Source organism: Bacillus sp. JJ1562 (genome assembly GCF_036962705.1).
GTDB lineage: Bacteria > Bacillota > Bacilli > Bacillales > Bacillaceae_L > Ferdinandcohnia.
Genome location: NZ_JBALOQ010000005.1, coordinates 163,658 through 179,116 on the forward strand (window position 1 = coordinate 163,658; position 15,459 = coordinate 179,116).

Consider the following 15,459-nt stretch of genomic DNA (forward strand, 5'->3'; position numbering starts at 1 on the left):
CTTCAGTTGTGTCTCCATACTGGAACAGACCCCATCGGGACCAAAGGAACCGTCCTCCTGGTTCCTTAGTTGTACGCCTTCTGTCTTATCTTGTCGAGAACTTTCGCGGTTGATTTGACAAGTTCTGGCTAATTTCTCGGTATTGATATGATATATTTTAAAAAACTTGTAGAGATGGGGATTGATAGATTTGGTTTTCGAATTTGAGCGTGTAGCTTGTTTAATATAAGCAATTGACTGAATAAAAAATTGGGATAAGAGACCTAGTCATATGGCTCAATTACTGGAGGACAAAATGGAGGATAATATTAGTTTACGTGAATTTTTCCATACGCTTCGTAAGCGTGCTTGGTTAATAACGATTATGACGGCCGTGATCGTGGCAATAGTTGGGGTTGTGAGCTTCTTCTTTTTAACACCAATCTATCAATCTACCACGCAGATTCTGGTGAACCAAAACACATCGAACCAGCCGTACTTTAACCAATCAGAAATCCGAACAAACATAGACCTAACAACAACGTATAACGAAATTATTATGACGCCTGCAATTTTAGATCTTGTGAAGGAAGAGCTTAATCTAACTGGATCATTAAACAAGATTATTAGGGTTGGAAGCTCGTATAACTCACAGGTTATAAAAATTTCAGTTCAGCACACAGAACCACAGACGGCAGTAAAGATTGCTAATACAACAGCAGACGTATTTAAGAAAGAAATCGTAAAAATCATGAATGTCGACAATGTAAGTATCTTGTCACCTGCACAGCTTCCAGAGAATTCAGCCCCCGAAAAACCAAATCAAATACTTAATATGGCGATTGCGCTTGTAGTTGGATTAATGACCAGTATTGGACTTGCTTTCTTACTTGAATACTTAGATAACACAGTGAGGACAGAGCAAGATATTGCAAGACTTCTAGAGCTACCTGCATTAGGTTCAATTTCAAAAATGGACCTTAAAGTAGAGTTAACTGGTAAGTATGAATCAGGAAAACGAACGAGAGTAAGAGGTGATTCTCTTGGCACGTAAAAAATCAAAACGTAAACATCTTCAACAACAAAATCTCAGTTTAATCACAATGCTAAGACCGAGGTCACCAATTTCGGAGCAATATCGTTCAATTCGTACGAATATCCAGTTCTTTTCCGTTGATGGGGAAATGAAAACAATTATGATTACATCTCCTGGGGCGGCTGAAGGGAAATCAACGACAACAAATAATATTGCGATTGTATTTGCACAGCAAGGAAAAAAAGTACTACTAGTAGATGCAGACCTTCGTAAACCAACAGCCCATTATGTATTCCGAGTCGATAATTATGAGGGACTTACAAATGTGTTAACTAAACAAGTGAATCTATGTAACGTAATTCGAGAAACTGATGAAGAAAACCTGTATGTCTTACCAAGTGGACCGATCCCACCGAACCCTGCGGAAATCCTGGGTTCAAATGCCATGGACGAATTTCTAATGGAAGTAAAAGAACTCTTCGACGTCATCATTTTCGACACACCGCCAGCACTAGCGGTAACAGATGCTCAAGTACTTGCAAATAAAATGGATGGTGTCGTAATGGTTGTCAGTAGTGGAAAAACAAAAAAAGCTGCAGCATTAAAAGCGAAAGAGTTATTGATGAATGCCAAGACAAAGCTTTTAGGTGTTGTGTTAAATAAGACAAACAGAACAGAGAGTGAGTATTACTATTATAATGCGGGTAAGTAATTTGGGGAAAATATTTCTTTCTTCTTTTCTGACATGATTCGACTAGATGCTGAAATTTCAATGGAAGGAGGACGTTGAATGAACATACTAGTAACTGGTGGGGCAGGCTATATAGGCTCACATACCTGTGTTGCTTTACTTCAGGCAGGCCATTCTGTGATTGTTGCTGATAATCTATGCAATAGCAATAAAGAGACTATCAATAAAGTTAAGCAAATAACAAATAAAGAAGTCATTTTTTTTGAGATAGATGTGACTAATAAGAATGCTGTTGATACCATCTTTTTAAATCATAATATAGATGGTGTCATTCATTTTGCTGGTCTTAAGGCAGTTGGTGAGTCTGTAGAAAAACCGGTCCAGTATTATCATAACAACCTCTTTAGCACCATGATTCTTGCGGAAAATTGCCTTAAACATTGTGTGAATAAATTTGTTTTTAGCTCATCAGCGACAGTATACGGAGATAATAAAGTACCATTTGAAGAAACGATGGATCTTTTACCTACTACCAATCCTTACGGTGAAACGAAAGCGATGAGTGAAAAAATATTAACTGATATTGTAAAGGCAAATCCGGCGTTTTCTGTGTCCCTTCTAAGATATTTCAATCCGATAGGCGCTCATGAAAGTGGATTAATTGGTGAAGCGCCAAATGGTATTCCAAATAACCTTATGCCTTCTGTAACACAAGTAGCTAAAGGAAAACGTAAGTCATTAAAAGTTTTTGGTCATGACTATCAAACTATTGATGGTACTGGGGTACGTGATTATATTCATGTGATGGATCTAGCTGAGGGACACGTAGCAGCGCTCGAAAACCTTACTGTTGGTGTTCATGCGTATAATCTAGGAACGGGAAAAGGTACTAGTGTACTAGAATTAGTGAAAGCCTTTGAAATAGCAAATGGTATTGAGGTTCCCTATGAAATTATTGAACGAAGATCTGGAGATTTAGCTGAATGCTATGCAGATGCAACAAAAGCACAACGAGAACTAGGTTGGACAGCGAAGAGAGATCTTATTGAAATGTGCAGAGATGCTTGGCGGTTTGAGAAGAATTATATGGGATAGTGGGTATATGGGGATATTTATTGTTCGAGTTTGTAAAGATCTATCGAAGTTCATTTAAAATAAGTCAATCATAATACTTAAGGGTGCGGAAATTTGTAAAGTCCGTACTTTAATTTTGTGAAAAACAATAAAATGCTTATCTAATTTAGATAGAAAACTACTTGTTCCCGATCTGGATGGTCGAGGTGAGAAATTGTTCACTGTTATCCGAGGTGGGCAACAGATTACGTTACTATCTATTATTATCGAGTAATAATGCTCACATGGATGATGCATCTTCTCTTTATTGATGGGTCACGCTTTTCTTGAGATTCTAGGTAGTTTTGCACTTATTGTTTTTCAATATGAAGCAATAAAGGTTATGCCGAATTTAGGAGAGATGTTATGAGAAAACAGATTAAAGATTTTATAAAGGGTCAAAGAATCAAATTTGCTTACTCATCAGATAGGAAAAGACTAAAAAATAAGAACTTTACTATAATATCTAACAATTGTTGGGGAGGTATTGTATATGAAAATTTAGAAATAGAGTACTATACTCCTTTTGTTGGGTTATTTTTATATCTTGATGATTATATAAAATTATTAAGAAATCTAGAATATTATATGAGTAAAAAAATAGTTTTCACAGACATTTCAAAGCACGAAAAGGCAAATGAAGAAAGAAAAGAAAAACCTTATCCTATAGGACTCTTAGATGATGTAGAAATTCATTTTTTACATTATAAAGATGAACAAGAAGCGTCTGCAAAGTGGGAACGAAGAAAACGAAGGATGAATTGGGATAATCTTTTTATAAAAATAAGTGAAGCAGATGATTGTACCTTTGATATACTGCAAGAATTTGATAGACTAACATTCCCAAACAAAGTTAGCTTTACCAGAGAAGATTATCCTGATTTAAGTAATAACGTTACATTTGGTAATTATAAAGTCTCCACTGAAATGAATCATTACAATAAATACTTTGATGCTGTAACATGGTTAAATAATGGACAAATAGTTAAGAGTGGATGAAAACAGGGACGGTTTTAACGTTCCCTGTTTTTTTTCATCAGAAACTAAAAATATCCCTAACTATCTATTGAAAACGTAACCTATGAAAAACTTTTTCAAGAATAGAAGGAATATAGAAATAGCTTGTTACAGTCACCCTTTTCATTAAAAAATTATTCGATTTTACTCAAATAAATCTTCCTATTTTACAATCCGTATCTTCACGGAAGCACGACTTTCGAATCCAACTAATTTAATAAATCCAAACTCCTGTTATGTTTTTTTCCATTTCTACGTTCAATTGTTTCTCCATATCTGAACAGGCCCTGTGTACTGGGACCAATAGAACCGTCCCCCTGGTTCCTAAATTTTCTGGTCGAAAAATGTAAAACTTTGTAGAAGAATAGCCGATAATGTTTATATACATCTAGGGAAGAGGGAAGTTATGAAAATTAAATTAAAACTGAGTTTACTAGTTTCTTTATTGTTAATAGCTCTGCTATTCTCAGGGGGCTTATTTATTTTACAACAGAATGAAATAAAGAAGACTTATAAAGAGATAGAAACTCATCAAGCCTTACAATTAACATTGAAGTCAATCCAATACCGTTTTACAGGGATTTCCAATGACGAACGAGCGTATCTTCTGACCGGGGATGAGGAACTAGTAACTGGAACCCAGAATAAAGAAAAAGATATTGAGCAGTATTTTTCAGACATTAAAAAAGTAAATCTGGATGAAAAAGATGGGAAAGCACTAGAAGAAATCAAGAATAACCTACAAACCTATTTTGAAACAAATAAAAGAGTGGTAGATGCTTACAGAAATGGGCAGCATGAAAAAGCTCTTGAGATACATATGGAAGAACAAAGATCCATCAGAAAAGAGTTAGTCGATCCTTCTGTTGAATCACTTATTGATGAAGTAACCAAAACGATTGACAGTGATACAAAAGCAGTGGAAAAAATGCAAGAAATGGGTTCGACCATTTTATATGCCATTACTCTTGTATCAGTAATCGGTGGGACTATCGCTTCAATCGTGCTCATAAGATCAATTAATAAACCAATTATGATGATGAATAGGCGCTTGAAGGAAATTGCAGAAGGCGAGGCCGACCTTACACAAGCCATATCGGTAAAAACAAAAGATGAATTAGGAGAAATGGCGTCATCCTTTAATCTGATGGTTAGTAAGTTAAGAGATTTAGTTAGACAGGTCGCGATGAATGCAGAGCAGGTGGCTGCAGCTTCAGAGCAATTATCAGCCAGCTCTGAAGAAACGACAAGAGCAACAGAAGTCATTGCTTCAACCGTTCAAGAGGTAGCAGCCGGAACAGACAAACAGGTTCAAGGCTTGGAGGAATCCAATCAAACAATCGTTGAATTATCTTCATTAGTAAGACAAATTGCAGAAAGCTCACAATTTGTATCAAATACATCGGTTGAAGCCTCAGATAAAGCTATTGACGGCAAAAATTTAGTTTCAGGAATTATTAACCGGATGAACGAAATCAGTCAAACGGTGAATCAACTCTCTGAAAAAGTGAAGACGTTAGGAGAAAGCTCTAATCAAATTAACCAAATCATTGGAGTCATTACTGGTATTGCCGAACAGACAAATCTATTAGCATTAAATGCGGCCATTGAAGCAGCGAGAGCGGGAGAACACGGGAAAGGATTTTCCGTTGTTGCAGATGAGGTTAGAAAACTAGCAGAACAATCATCGACTTCTGCACACCAAATTTCTTCTCTAATTGCTGGGATTAAAACAGATACGGAAGAAACTGTACAAACAATGAATGACACGACAACAAAGGTTTCCGATGGAATCACATTTATTCAGGATGTGGGAAGCTCATTTAACCAGATAGGACAAGCTGTACAGGAGGTCACTTCCCAAATTCAAGAAATCACATCAGCGGTACATGAATTGTCAGCAGGTACAGAACAGATGGTAAAGAGTATGGAAGTTGTAGCTGACATCACTCAGGTAACCTCTGAAGGAACCCAAAACATGTCAGCATCTACAGAAGAACAACTCGCTGCCATGGAAGAGATCACAGCATCCTCTACTTCATTAACTAAAATGGCGGAAGAACTACAAGAGTTGATAAAGAAGTTTAAAATATAAGTTTGGACATGTCCCATAAAAACTCGAAGACTAGCAAGGCTAGTCTTCTTTGTGTTTAATGTGGTGGTCTTAGGCTTAATAAATTGCTAAAGCGTATTTATTCCGGCTGTAGGCGCAATTCTGCAAATTAAAGCGCAATTCCACTTAGTTAAAACGCAAATACCCAAAATAAAACGCAAATATCATCGCGAACTACGCAATTCCCAATTATCGTATTCCAAAACTGGGGACCAAAGGAACCGTCCCTGTGGTTCCAGCACCACTTCTGTAACACTTTCATCAAATTCAAATTTTCACCTTTCGAAATATGTTAAAAATAGGAAAATTCTGATATTATATTCCTTATCTCTATTATATAATAAATTACGTAATTTCTAATATTATTGTATTTCCAGTAGCGTATGATTTGAAAATACCACAATTTCCGAGGTGAGCAATGAATATTGTATTTTTCATTTTCGCAATCGCCTATGCAGTTTATCAGTTCTTCTGTAAAAAAGAGGATGAGGAAGAAATTGAAATGGATCCATCTATATTGAAACCTGTTTTAAAACAATATCTAAACTTTATAGGCTTCGGTATAGTGGTATCAATCCTCGGTTGGATGATCTTTAAGGAAGCCCTTTTACTATGGTTATTTTTGAATACCTCTATTTTAGGGATTCTACTTGTTAGTTTAGTTCAAAAAAGGTACCTTTTACAAAATTTGTTGTTTGGTTTCTCGATAGTTGCTATCCTATTCTGCGGGTTTCGAGTTCCAACTCACTCTGATTCATTCCAGAATGGGGTTACTGATAACAAACAGCTCTATTGCCCGAGTGGCTTAGATTGTGTAAAAGTGTCAACCTATATCGATGAAAAACAAAACTTGGTAACAAAAGCAGAAATCGTTCCAATAACCAGTGGCGACACAAACTGGTATCTCATCTTCGCAACCGGTCACTTTTCTTATGAAGATGAGACCGGAAAAGAAGTGAATTATAAGGGAATCAACATAGCGGGCTGGTGGATTGAAACAACCGATTGAGAGAGGAGGGTCACGGAACCTTCCTTTTTTCGCGTCTAAATATAGTGGACCTGTCCTTTTATCCAATCTATTTACCTACTATTTTTATGTAATCATTAGTACTACACTTTTTTTGAAATTAATTACATCCAAGAATTTTTTCCAAAAAGGACTTAACTATTTATAAATGACAATCGTCAAATAATTGAAAGAGAAATTTTTTAGGGGGTAAGGGGTGTGCAGAATCATGAAAGAATATCAGAATTAATGGATTTATATGGAACTTTTGTTCTTCACCTAGCTTATTCATTTATACGAGATCGACAAACTGCAGAAGATTTAACTCAGGAAATATTCATTAAATGTTATAAGAATCTTAATGCATATGAAGGGAAAGCGAAATTAAAAACATGGGTTTATAGGATAGCGATAAACCACTGTAAGGATTATGTTAAAAGTTGGCATTACAGAAAAGTCCAAGTTAGTAATTATTTTTCAACCATGTCCTTCGGCTCACAAAACGGACCAGAAATCGATTACCAAAGAAAAGAAGAAAATGATCAACTGATGAATGACGTTTTTAAACTTCCCGCCATTTATAAAGAAATCATAATTTTATACTATTTTCATGATTTTACCTTAAAGGAAATTAGTGAAGTTTGTGAAATCAAATTAAGCACAGCAAAAGCAAGGATGGTAAGAGCAAGGGAACTATTAAAACTCTCAATAATAGAAAGGGTCGATGAGGATGGAGAATCCATTGAAAAATGCTAAACAACGACTTCTCGAAGGTGAATTAGCTGGTTTCGAATTTGACGCTAAAATGAAAAAGAGAGTATTAAAGCAAATACACTCTCCTAGTAAAGTGAAAAAACCAAATACCATTTTTCCTGTTGTATTAAGTGCATGTTTAATAGTTTTGTTTTTTACAGGTACATATAAATTTATCCTTTATAACATTCAAGATGGAAACAATGCTGATCAAAATACAGATAGTAATGTTACTGTTGAAAACGACAATAATTCGGTACCGCCTAATAAAGATGAAGTAGATAATATTCCACAAATTGAAAATGAGAATGATACGCTGTCACCTAATAAAAATGAAGTTGATACTAATCCTGAGGTTGAAAACGATAATGATCCTAACGAAAAAGATACAAACAAACAGGAGACGAACAGTGAGCAAAAAAATGAAGCAACAGACATAAAACAAACCACTGAGGAGGAATCGCCCTATTTTGATAAAGAGTTTCTCTCTTTAGCAGAACAAGGTTTTATTAAAGGATTGCCTCTTAAAGTAGGTTCTACCGTTGGTGAAATCAAAAAACGATATGGTGAACCGTTGGAATATGGTACCGCTGAGGGTGCTTATTCATTAGTTTATCAAGATTTCATATACTATTATCCAACAACTATGGATTATAGCGAGCGCGCCAATGTAAGTGACGATGTATTAACTGTAGCTGCAACCTTCTATTTGAAGGATAAATTATACTTAAGTGATATGAAAAAAGGATTGGGTGAACCTTCAGCTACTTGGGTTAGTGAAATTGACTATCTTTTTTATATTTCATATTATTTAGATACTTTTTATAATATAGATGCTGTTACAGAATCTGGAGAAGAAGGAGTAATCAAATATATCGATATAACAGATTGGAATCCGAGATAAAGAGTTACTTTATTCATTTGCGGAGTTTTATGAGGTATCCGTTTCAAAAACAAAACATGAATGATTAAGCCCCCACAACAGTGAGGGCTATTTTTGTTAAAATCTTGGTGCACTGTTTACTAAATCAATAGATAAAAATTTTTATCCATCCGAAAAACGATAACCATAAAGGAATACTGAGTAACGTTCCCCAGAAAAATCCTTTTGAAAAATTATCTTTTTGTTGCATATCATCACGTCCTTAGTACTTATATACCCAAGACATTTGCAACTTATAACCTAATTGTTCGGTTAAAGTCTTTCTTTATAATATACGTGCAGCACCTTAGCAAATGCGCTAAATGTTTCAAAATCAACTTCACCTGGAGTAGGCTTTCTAAGTTTTTGATCTTCTTGGAACCTTCTTACAGCATCGACAGTAAAGTCTTGATATTCATCAATTTCAACGTGCTTCATTTGAGTGTATCCTAATGATGCTAAGAAAAAGTGAATTAACTTAACCATTTCCCCTTTGTCACCCTTTTTAATTCGCACAGTCAAGTCTCCTTTCGATATACCTAAAACTTTAGCTTGCGGTTTCCATTGAAAATCCTCTGCAACATCGTTAATAAACTTTTCCCATGTAATACCATGTCTACTTAGAGCATTAATTGGATCGGTTCTACGCTCTGGATCCAATGTCTTGTGTGCAACAATATGTTTTCTTGGGTCTAAATTAAACGTCTTGCAAAGATACGAATGGTACCAAACATATCGCTTATAGGCTTCTTGGAAATTAATTTTTCCTCCCCAACAAAATTCAACACCAATTGCTGCATCATTCGAATCAGCACCGAACATGCGATTATCGGTTGGTTTGTTGTACTGGACATGCCATGCTTTTTCATTTAATGGAATCATTTCTAAAATATATTTATCATCAATGAACGTATGTGCACTTGCACTGGGTTGTTGGTTATTGAAATAATTCCAATTTTGATAAGCAGTTGACCCAGGATTGCCAGTATCATGAGAAACAATAAACCGTACTGTTTGTATTTTTTGACCACTCCGAGAATTACCAAGCCTAATGTAATCTCTAGTAATGTTGTACAAGCTCAACCACTCCTTTCCTTTTATAATATGAATCGTCATTCATTCTCGTGAGTATGATGGATGAATGTTACCTATTTGTTAAACTAGTCATTATGAAACCTCCAATCTACAAAAACAAAAAGCTACCTCAAATGAGATAGCCTTATTTCTTTGCTAAACCTTGGGCTTGTTTTGCAGCTGCCCTTTCTTGTTTAGATAGCTATTCTTCCATTCAACGTAAATAAAATATGCCCCGGAAATAACCGCGACCACATCTGCAATCGGTGAAACATCTTTCACGTATTAACCATCAATTGTAATATGTTTGCTTATAAGCGTTGGATCTAGGGAGTTTTTAAAGGTGTCTTTTTATCAAAACAAAAATCTCGTTAATTAACTAAGTGCCAAGGGCCCCCACTAGATTTTTCAGTCGGGTTTAAGGTGGGAAGAACAACCCAATTTTTGAAAAAGAAACCAAAAAGCGTGGACTCTCTAAACATGTTTTGTATAATTAAGGATAAATACCAATTGGAGCGAAGGTGATGTCAGATGAGTATTTCAATGATTGAATCACTATCAATAGGGAAGCAAGGAGACCCACTCTTATGTGAAGATCTGTATGTATGTACAGATGACTTTGTGGCGGTAGTAGATGGTGCCACAAATATTTCTGGTAGGAAGATTAATGGCAAGGCACCAGGAAGACTTGCAGCAGAAATAGTTAAAGCAACGATAGAAACCTTACCAAGAGATGTTTCTTTACAGGACATGGTTTCTACAATCAACGATAACCTTCAGAATACCTATGCCGAAATGGGAATACTGAAGGACATTGAAGAATTTGCATGGATGGCACCTACAGCTAGCCTTGTTGTGTATAGTGACTTCCATAAAAAGGTTTGGCAGATAGGTGATTGTCAATGTATCATTGATGATCAACTGTATCAAAATGAAAAGATTATCGATGAAATTACGGCAAATGCAAGATCTCTTTACTTGGAGGCGGAAATAAAAAAAGGGAAAACAATTGATGAATTATTAATTGATGATCCTAGCCGAAGGTTTATGCAAGAATTAATTAAACAGCAATACTACTTGCAAAATGACCCTGAAAACCAGTATGGTTTTGAAATCATTAATGGTTTCCCAGTTGATTTTTCTAAAGTCAAAATTATTGAGGTTCCAGCTAATGCGAAAAGCATAGTACTGGCATCTGATGGCTATCCTTTTTTAAAAAGTAGTCTAATTGAATCGGAAGAAATACTACATAAAGTGTTAGAAGAAGATCCTTTATGTTTTAGGACCTATAAGTCGGCAAAGGGATTAGTTAAAGGGAATCTTTCCTTCGATGACCGCACATATTTAAAATTCACGATTAAAGAGAGGTAATAATGATGACTCTAAAGTGGTTGGAATGGGCGCAGCAAATTCAAGCAATTTCCCAATCAGGGTTAGCTTATTCAAAGGATGTATACGATATTGAACGATTTAAGGAACTACGTGAGTTAAGTGCGGAAATTGTTGCGGAGTTCTCAAACAAAAATCTTGAAGAAGTCAAAAAGATTTTTATCAATGAAGAAGGCTATCAAACTCCAAAAATTGATATAAGGGCAGTTGTTTTTAAAGAAGACAAAATTCTAATGGTAAAAGAAACAAGTGACAATGCTTGGACATTGCCAGGTGGATGGGCAGACATAGGACTATCTCCCTCTCAAAATGCAGTAAAGGAAGTAGAAGAAGAATCAGGATACATAGTAAAACCCAAAAGGGTGCTCGCTGTTCTAGATAGAAACATGCATCCCCACACACCAAATATTTATCATAGCTATAAAATATTTATTGAATGTGAACTTATAGGGGGTCAACCTAGAGGTAGTGTAGAAACGTCGGATGTAGGATTCTTTTCAAAAGATTCCCTTCCAATCCTTTCAATAGAACGTATTACAGAGGCTCAAATACAGAAATTATTTGAGTGTAATGGGAAAGAGGATGTAGAGGTTTTGTTTGACTAAAGAGTCATTGAAAAGTGTATTCTATATAAAAAGCGCCAGTCCTCGCACGAATGTAATTCGGGCGAGGACTGGCATTTTTGTTTCATGAAGGGAACCAGTGGAACCGTCCCCGTGGTCCCGACCACTTGTACCCACAACACTTCATCCCTTTACCCTATCGAAAGGTCAATGAATCTGTCCCTTTGTCCAACCTTTTTCCTACTAACACTCCTCCAATTCTCCCAAAATGACAAATTTCAACATCATCGATACCCATTTTTAGCCATATTTTACTATGACTTTTAGTGCTAGTTCCATAAATAGTAATTTAGTATAGTTTGAATATGTCGAAAATTTCGTAACGTTTTGAAGTCGAAATTTTCGAGAAGGTAAACTATTTTTTCGAATTTAGTAGTTTTATGGGACACGTGGATAGGTACCTCGTCCCACAGACCTGGGTCAGTTAACCTGTCCCTCTGTCCCAATATGAAAAGGGAGGATAAAAATGGCTAAGAGAATTACGGTCTTATTACTAGTTTTATTATTAGCATTTAGCGGTAGCGGTTTTGCGTTTACAGGCGGAATCACACCGAAACAGCTAGATGCACAGAAACCGACGAGTGAAATTAAAAACAGAGAAGCAACAGATGCACCGAATATTGACCCTGACCAAGAGGTACGTGTTGTCGTCGAAATGGATGGCGATGCTCCGGTTGAAGTAGCAACGAAAAAGGGAAAAAAGTATGATGAGCTTTCAAAAGGGGAAAGAAAACAATTAGAAAAGGCTGCAAAGAACAAGCAAAAAGCAGCGAAAGATAAGATCAAAGGGAAAAACATCAAAGTCAAGTACGAGCAAGAATTTGATGCCATTGTAAATGGCTTTAGTGGGAAAGTAAAATACGCGGATATCGCAAAAATCAAAGAAGTTCCTGAAGTTAAAAATGTCTACATCGCAACTGAGTATGAACTTCCAGAAGAAGAAGCAGACATGAAATACAGTAAAGAGCTAGTTGAAGCGCAGCAAGTTTGGCGTGACTTTGGCTACAAAGGCGAAGGTATGATTGTCGGAATCATTGACTCCGGAATCGACCCTTCTCACAAGGACTTTGTTTTAACAGGCAGCTCTTCTGCTGATTTATCAGAGGCAGACGTCAACGGTGCAATTTCTGAGTTTGGCCTTCCAGGAAAGTTCTGGACGGAAAAAGTTCCTTACGGTTGGAACTACATGGACAATAACGCCAACATTGTGGATGTAAATGCGGATACAAATATGCACGGTATGCACGTAGCAGGAACAGTTGGTGCAAACGGTGACGAAGAAAATGGTGGCATCCAAGGTGTTGCTCCAGAAGCACAATTACTTGCTTTACGTGTATTTGGTGAAAATGTAGCATCTACATACGGCGACATTTACATTAAAGCAATTGACGATGCAATCAAGCTAGGTGCAGACGTTCTAAACATGAGTCTTGGCTCCACAGCAGGATTCGTAGATGCTGAATCTCCTGAGCAACAGGCTGTAACGCGTGCTGTTGAGAATGGCGTCATGATGTCCATTTCAGCGGGTAACTCGAATTACTTTGGAAGTGGTACTACTTTCCCATATCCATACGCAACAAATCCTGACTATGGTGTAGTAGGATCACCTGGTGTATCCTATGATTCACTTCAGGTAGCCTCATTTGAAAACACAAATATGCTAGTTGACGCAGTTAGTGTAAAAGTAGGCGATGCAGAACCAACTCAAGTGATGTACTTATCTGCAAGTCAGGCAAATCCAGTAGGTGGGACAAGCTATGAACTAGTAGCTGCTGGCCTAGGTACTCCTGAAGAATTTGCAGGTAAAAATCTAGAGGGCAAATATGCATTAGTTCAACGTGGCGGAATCGGCTTTGTTGATAAAGCAATAAATGCGCAGAATGCAGGTGCGGCAGGTGTAATCATCTACAACAATACAGATGGAACAGTGAGCATGGCGTCTGATGCATCGATTACAATTCCACAATTATTCATGCTAAAAGCAGACGGTGATCGCGCTGCAGCGGCACTTAAAGCAGGACAAACGGTTACTGTTACATTTGGCGGAAACCAATTGGCTATTCCAAACACAAACGCAGGAAAAATGAGTGATTTCACGTCTTGGGGGATTACACCAAACCTAGATTTCAAACCAGAAATCACAGCTCCAGGAGGACAAATTTACTCAACAATCAATGACGATAAATATGCAATTAAGAGCGGTACTTCAATGGCGGCTCCACACGTAGCAGGTGGATCAGCATTAGTATTAGAGCGTGTGGACCAAGAATTTGGTCTTGAAGGTGCAGATCGATCCAAGTTAGCGAAAAAGTTCTTAATGAACACATCTAAACCAGTTGACTTTGATGGATCACCTGTTTCACCTCGTCGTCAGGGTGCAGGTTTGATGCAGCTTCATGCAGCATTTACAACACCTGTCACAGTAACTGATCCAACTACAGGTGAAGCAAAAGTAGCGCTTAAAGAAGTTAATGATAATGTCGTTACATTCTCTTTAACAGCTGAAAACCTAACTAATGAGGCAGTATCTTATGAAGTAAATGCAAGTGCTCAAACAGATACTCCTGTAAACGCAGGAATTTATGTATCTGCACCAAACTTATTTGGCGCATTGGATTTAGGAGCAATCGCAACTGTTAACGGTCAAGCAACGAGCACAATCGAAGTACCTGCAAATGGTAAAACAACATTTGAAGTATCGGTTGATGTGAGTGAGTGGGATGCAGATTTAGCATCCATTTTTACAAATGGGTATTGGTTAGAAGGTTTTGTAAAATTAACTGACCCAACAGATTCGAACCCAGATCTAGTCGTACCTTATGTAGGATTTAAAGGTGACTGGAACGCAGCGCCAATTTTTGACGCTCCAATTTGGGATGAAGCGACTTACTATGGAACAACAGGTATCATGTCACATGTGAGTGGTACCAGCTACAAATACTTAGGTATCAGCCAAGCAACTGGTTTGATTGATACAAACCTAATTGCTATCTCACCAAACGGTGACGGAACGAACGACAGTGCAACCTATCTGTTATCGTTTCTCCGAAATGCAAAAGAATTAAACCTATCTGTAATTAATCAAGATGGCAAGGTTGTAAAAGAAATCAAGTCCGAAGAATTTGTCCGCAAAAACTACTATGATGGTGGACGAGGCCAAATGCATTACCTAATCTCTGATTGGACTTGGGATGGAACAGTGAAAAACGGCAAGGTTGCGCCAGAAGGTCAATACTACTTACAAGCAAAAGCAACACTTGACTATGAAGGTGCCGAAGCACAAACAATCACATTCCCAGTAAAACTTGATGTAACAAACCCTAAGGTAAAAACAACTTTAAGTAAAGATGGTAAAACAGTCACAGTGGATGTTTCAGATAAAACAAGTGGAATTGCTCACTGGACAGTATTAGTTGACGGTAAATCCGTACTTGACGTACCATACGTAAAAGGCGAAACAGAACACGTCTTTGCGGATTCTATTACAAATGGTCAAGAAGTTAAAATCGTTGCAGTCGATAATGCAGGTAACAAAACTGAGAACGTTGTAAAAGTCGGAAGTAAAGGCAACAACGGAAACACAGGAAACAACTAAAACTAAACTATGAGACTAGCAATCATTTTGGTTGCTGGTCTTTCTACGTTTGTTGAGTTGAAAAAATGCCAGTCTCAGGCCGGCAAATCGCTAACACGCAATTATTCTGGCCATAAGCGCATTTCATCATGTTATTGTACCCATATGG

The 15,459-nt window shown here is 37.0% G+C and carries 11 protein-coding genes and 3 pseudogenes; 12 read left to right on the forward strand and 2 right to left on the reverse strand.

Going from position 1 to position 15,459, the window contains the following annotated elements; all coding sequences use genetic code 11:
- Positions 1–295: 295 nt before the first annotated feature.
- The 9 genes and pseudogenes from V7097_RS04260 to V7097_RS04295 all read left to right on the forward strand — a co-directional run bounded on the left by V7097_RS04260 (position 296) and on the right by V7097_RS04295 (position 8,612).
- Complete coding sequence (locus V7097_RS04260) at positions 296–1,033, forward strand: YveK family protein (RefSeq protein WP_335702348.1); 738 nt, start codon at positions 296–298, stop codon at positions 1,031–1,033.
- Positions 1,023–1,727: a CpsD/CapB family tyrosine-protein kinase gene (locus V7097_RS04265; RefSeq protein WP_335702349.1), complete on the forward strand. Its 705-nt coding sequence runs from the start codon at positions 1,023–1,025 to the stop codon at positions 1,725–1,727. Before V7097_RS04260 ends, V7097_RS04265 begins: the two co-directional genes overlap by 11 nt.
- Before the next feature lie 78 nt (positions 1,728–1,805).
- Entirely contained in the window at positions 1,806–2,801 is a 996-nt protein-coding gene (galE, locus tag V7097_RS04270; protein WP_335702350.1) for a UDP-glucose 4-epimerase GalE, read from the forward strand.
- Between the two features lie 384 nt (positions 2,802–3,185).
- Complete coding sequence (locus V7097_RS04275; RefSeq protein ID WP_335702351.1) at positions 3,186–3,818, forward strand: DUF1919 domain-containing protein; 633 nt, start codon at positions 3,186–3,188, stop codon at positions 3,816–3,818.
- Between the two features lie 424 nt (positions 3,819–4,242).
- Positions 4,243–4,992 (forward strand): annotated as a pseudogene (locus V7097_RS25990) (MCP four helix bundle domain-containing protein); the annotation flags it as partial.
- Positions 4,993–5,292: 300 nt separating this feature from the next.
- Positions 5,293–5,931, forward strand: a pseudogene (locus V7097_RS25995) (methyl-accepting chemotaxis protein); the annotation flags it as partial.
- A gap of 436 nt (positions 5,932–6,367) precedes the next feature.
- A complete protein-coding gene (locus V7097_RS04285; protein ID WP_335702353.1) occupies positions 6,368–6,958 on the forward strand; it encodes a hypothetical protein in 591 nt (196 codons plus the stop codon).
- Between the two features lie 216 nt (positions 6,959–7,174).
- The gene (locus V7097_RS04290) at positions 7,175–7,711 is read left to right on the forward strand and encodes a sigma-70 family RNA polymerase sigma factor (RefSeq protein ID WP_335702354.1); all 537 of its coding nucleotides are present in this window, start codon (positions 7,175–7,177) and stop codon (positions 7,709–7,711) included.
- Positions 7,686–8,612, forward strand: coding sequence for a hypothetical protein (locus V7097_RS04295; protein ID WP_335702355.1), 927 nt, complete (start codon positions 7,686–7,688; stop codon positions 8,610–8,612). The genes V7097_RS04290 and V7097_RS04295 overlap by 26 nt, the downstream gene beginning before the upstream one ends.
- 291 nt (positions 8,613–8,903) lie before the next feature.
- Here the strand turns inward: V7097_RS04295 and V7097_RS04300 are convergent, their stop codons facing one another.
- Positions 8,904–9,116, reverse strand: a complete 213-nt coding sequence (locus tag V7097_RS04300) for a peptidoglycan-binding domain-containing protein (protein ID WP_335702367.1) — start codon at positions 9,114–9,116, stop codon at positions 8,904–8,906.
- Positions 9,117–9,209: 93 nt separating this feature from the next.
- Positions 9,210–9,713, reverse strand: a pseudogene (locus V7097_RS04305) (peptidoglycan recognition protein family protein); the annotation flags it as partial.
- Between the two features lie 522 nt (positions 9,714–10,235).
- On the opposite strand from V7097_RS04305, the gene V7097_RS04310 reads away from it, so the two are divergent.
- The 3 genes from V7097_RS04310 (at position 10,236) to V7097_RS04320 (ending at position 15,311) form a co-directional block, all read left to right on the forward strand.
- Positions 10,236–11,075: a hypothetical protein gene (locus V7097_RS04310; protein ID WP_335702356.1), complete on the forward strand. Its 840-nt coding sequence runs from the start codon at positions 10,236–10,238 to the stop codon at positions 11,073–11,075.
- 5 nt (positions 11,076–11,080) lie between these two features.
- Positions 11,081–11,698 carry an NUDIX hydrolase gene (locus V7097_RS04315; protein WP_335702357.1) on the forward strand — a complete coding sequence of 206 codons (618 nt, stop codon included), beginning with the start codon at positions 11,081–11,083 and terminating at the stop codon, positions 11,696–11,698.
- Positions 11,699–12,182: 484 nt separating this feature from the next.
- Positions 12,183–15,311 carry a S8 family serine peptidase gene (locus tag V7097_RS04320; RefSeq protein ID WP_335702358.1) on the forward strand — a complete coding sequence of 1,043 codons (3,129 nt, stop codon included), beginning with the start codon at positions 12,183–12,185 and terminating at the stop codon, positions 15,309–15,311.
- Positions 15,312–15,459: the final 148 nt, after the last annotated feature.

Coding starts and splice junctions, on each gene's coding strand:
- V7097_RS04260 (WP_335702348.1), top strand. CDS start 296: ATGGAGGATAATATTAGTTTACGTGAATTTTTCCATACGCTTCGTAAG.
- galE (WP_335702350.1), top strand. CDS start 1,806: ATGAACATACTAGTAACTGGTGGGGCAGGCTATATAGGCTCACATACC.
- V7097_RS04275 (WP_335702351.1), top strand. CDS start 3,186: ATGAGAAAACAGATTAAAGATTTTATAAAGGGTCAAAGAATCAAATTT.
- V7097_RS04285 (WP_335702353.1), top strand. CDS start 6,368: ATGAATATTGTATTTTTCATTTTCGCAATCGCCTATGCAGTTTATCAG.
- V7097_RS04295 (WP_335702355.1), top strand. CDS start 7,686: ATGGAGAATCCATTGAAAAATGCTAAACAACGACTTCTCGAAGGTGAA.
- V7097_RS04300 (WP_335702367.1), bottom strand. CDS start 9,116: ATGGTTAAGTTAATTCACTTTTTCTTAGCATCATTAGGATACACTCAA.
- V7097_RS04310 (WP_335702356.1), top strand. CDS start 10,236: ATGAGTATTTCAATGATTGAATCACTATCAATAGGGAAGCAAGGAGAC.
- V7097_RS04315 (WP_335702357.1), top strand. CDS start 11,081: ATGACTCTAAAGTGGTTGGAATGGGCGCAGCAAATTCAAGCAATTTCC.
- V7097_RS04320 (WP_335702358.1), top strand. CDS start 12,183: ATGGCTAAGAGAATTACGGTCTTATTACTAGTTTTATTATTAGCATTT.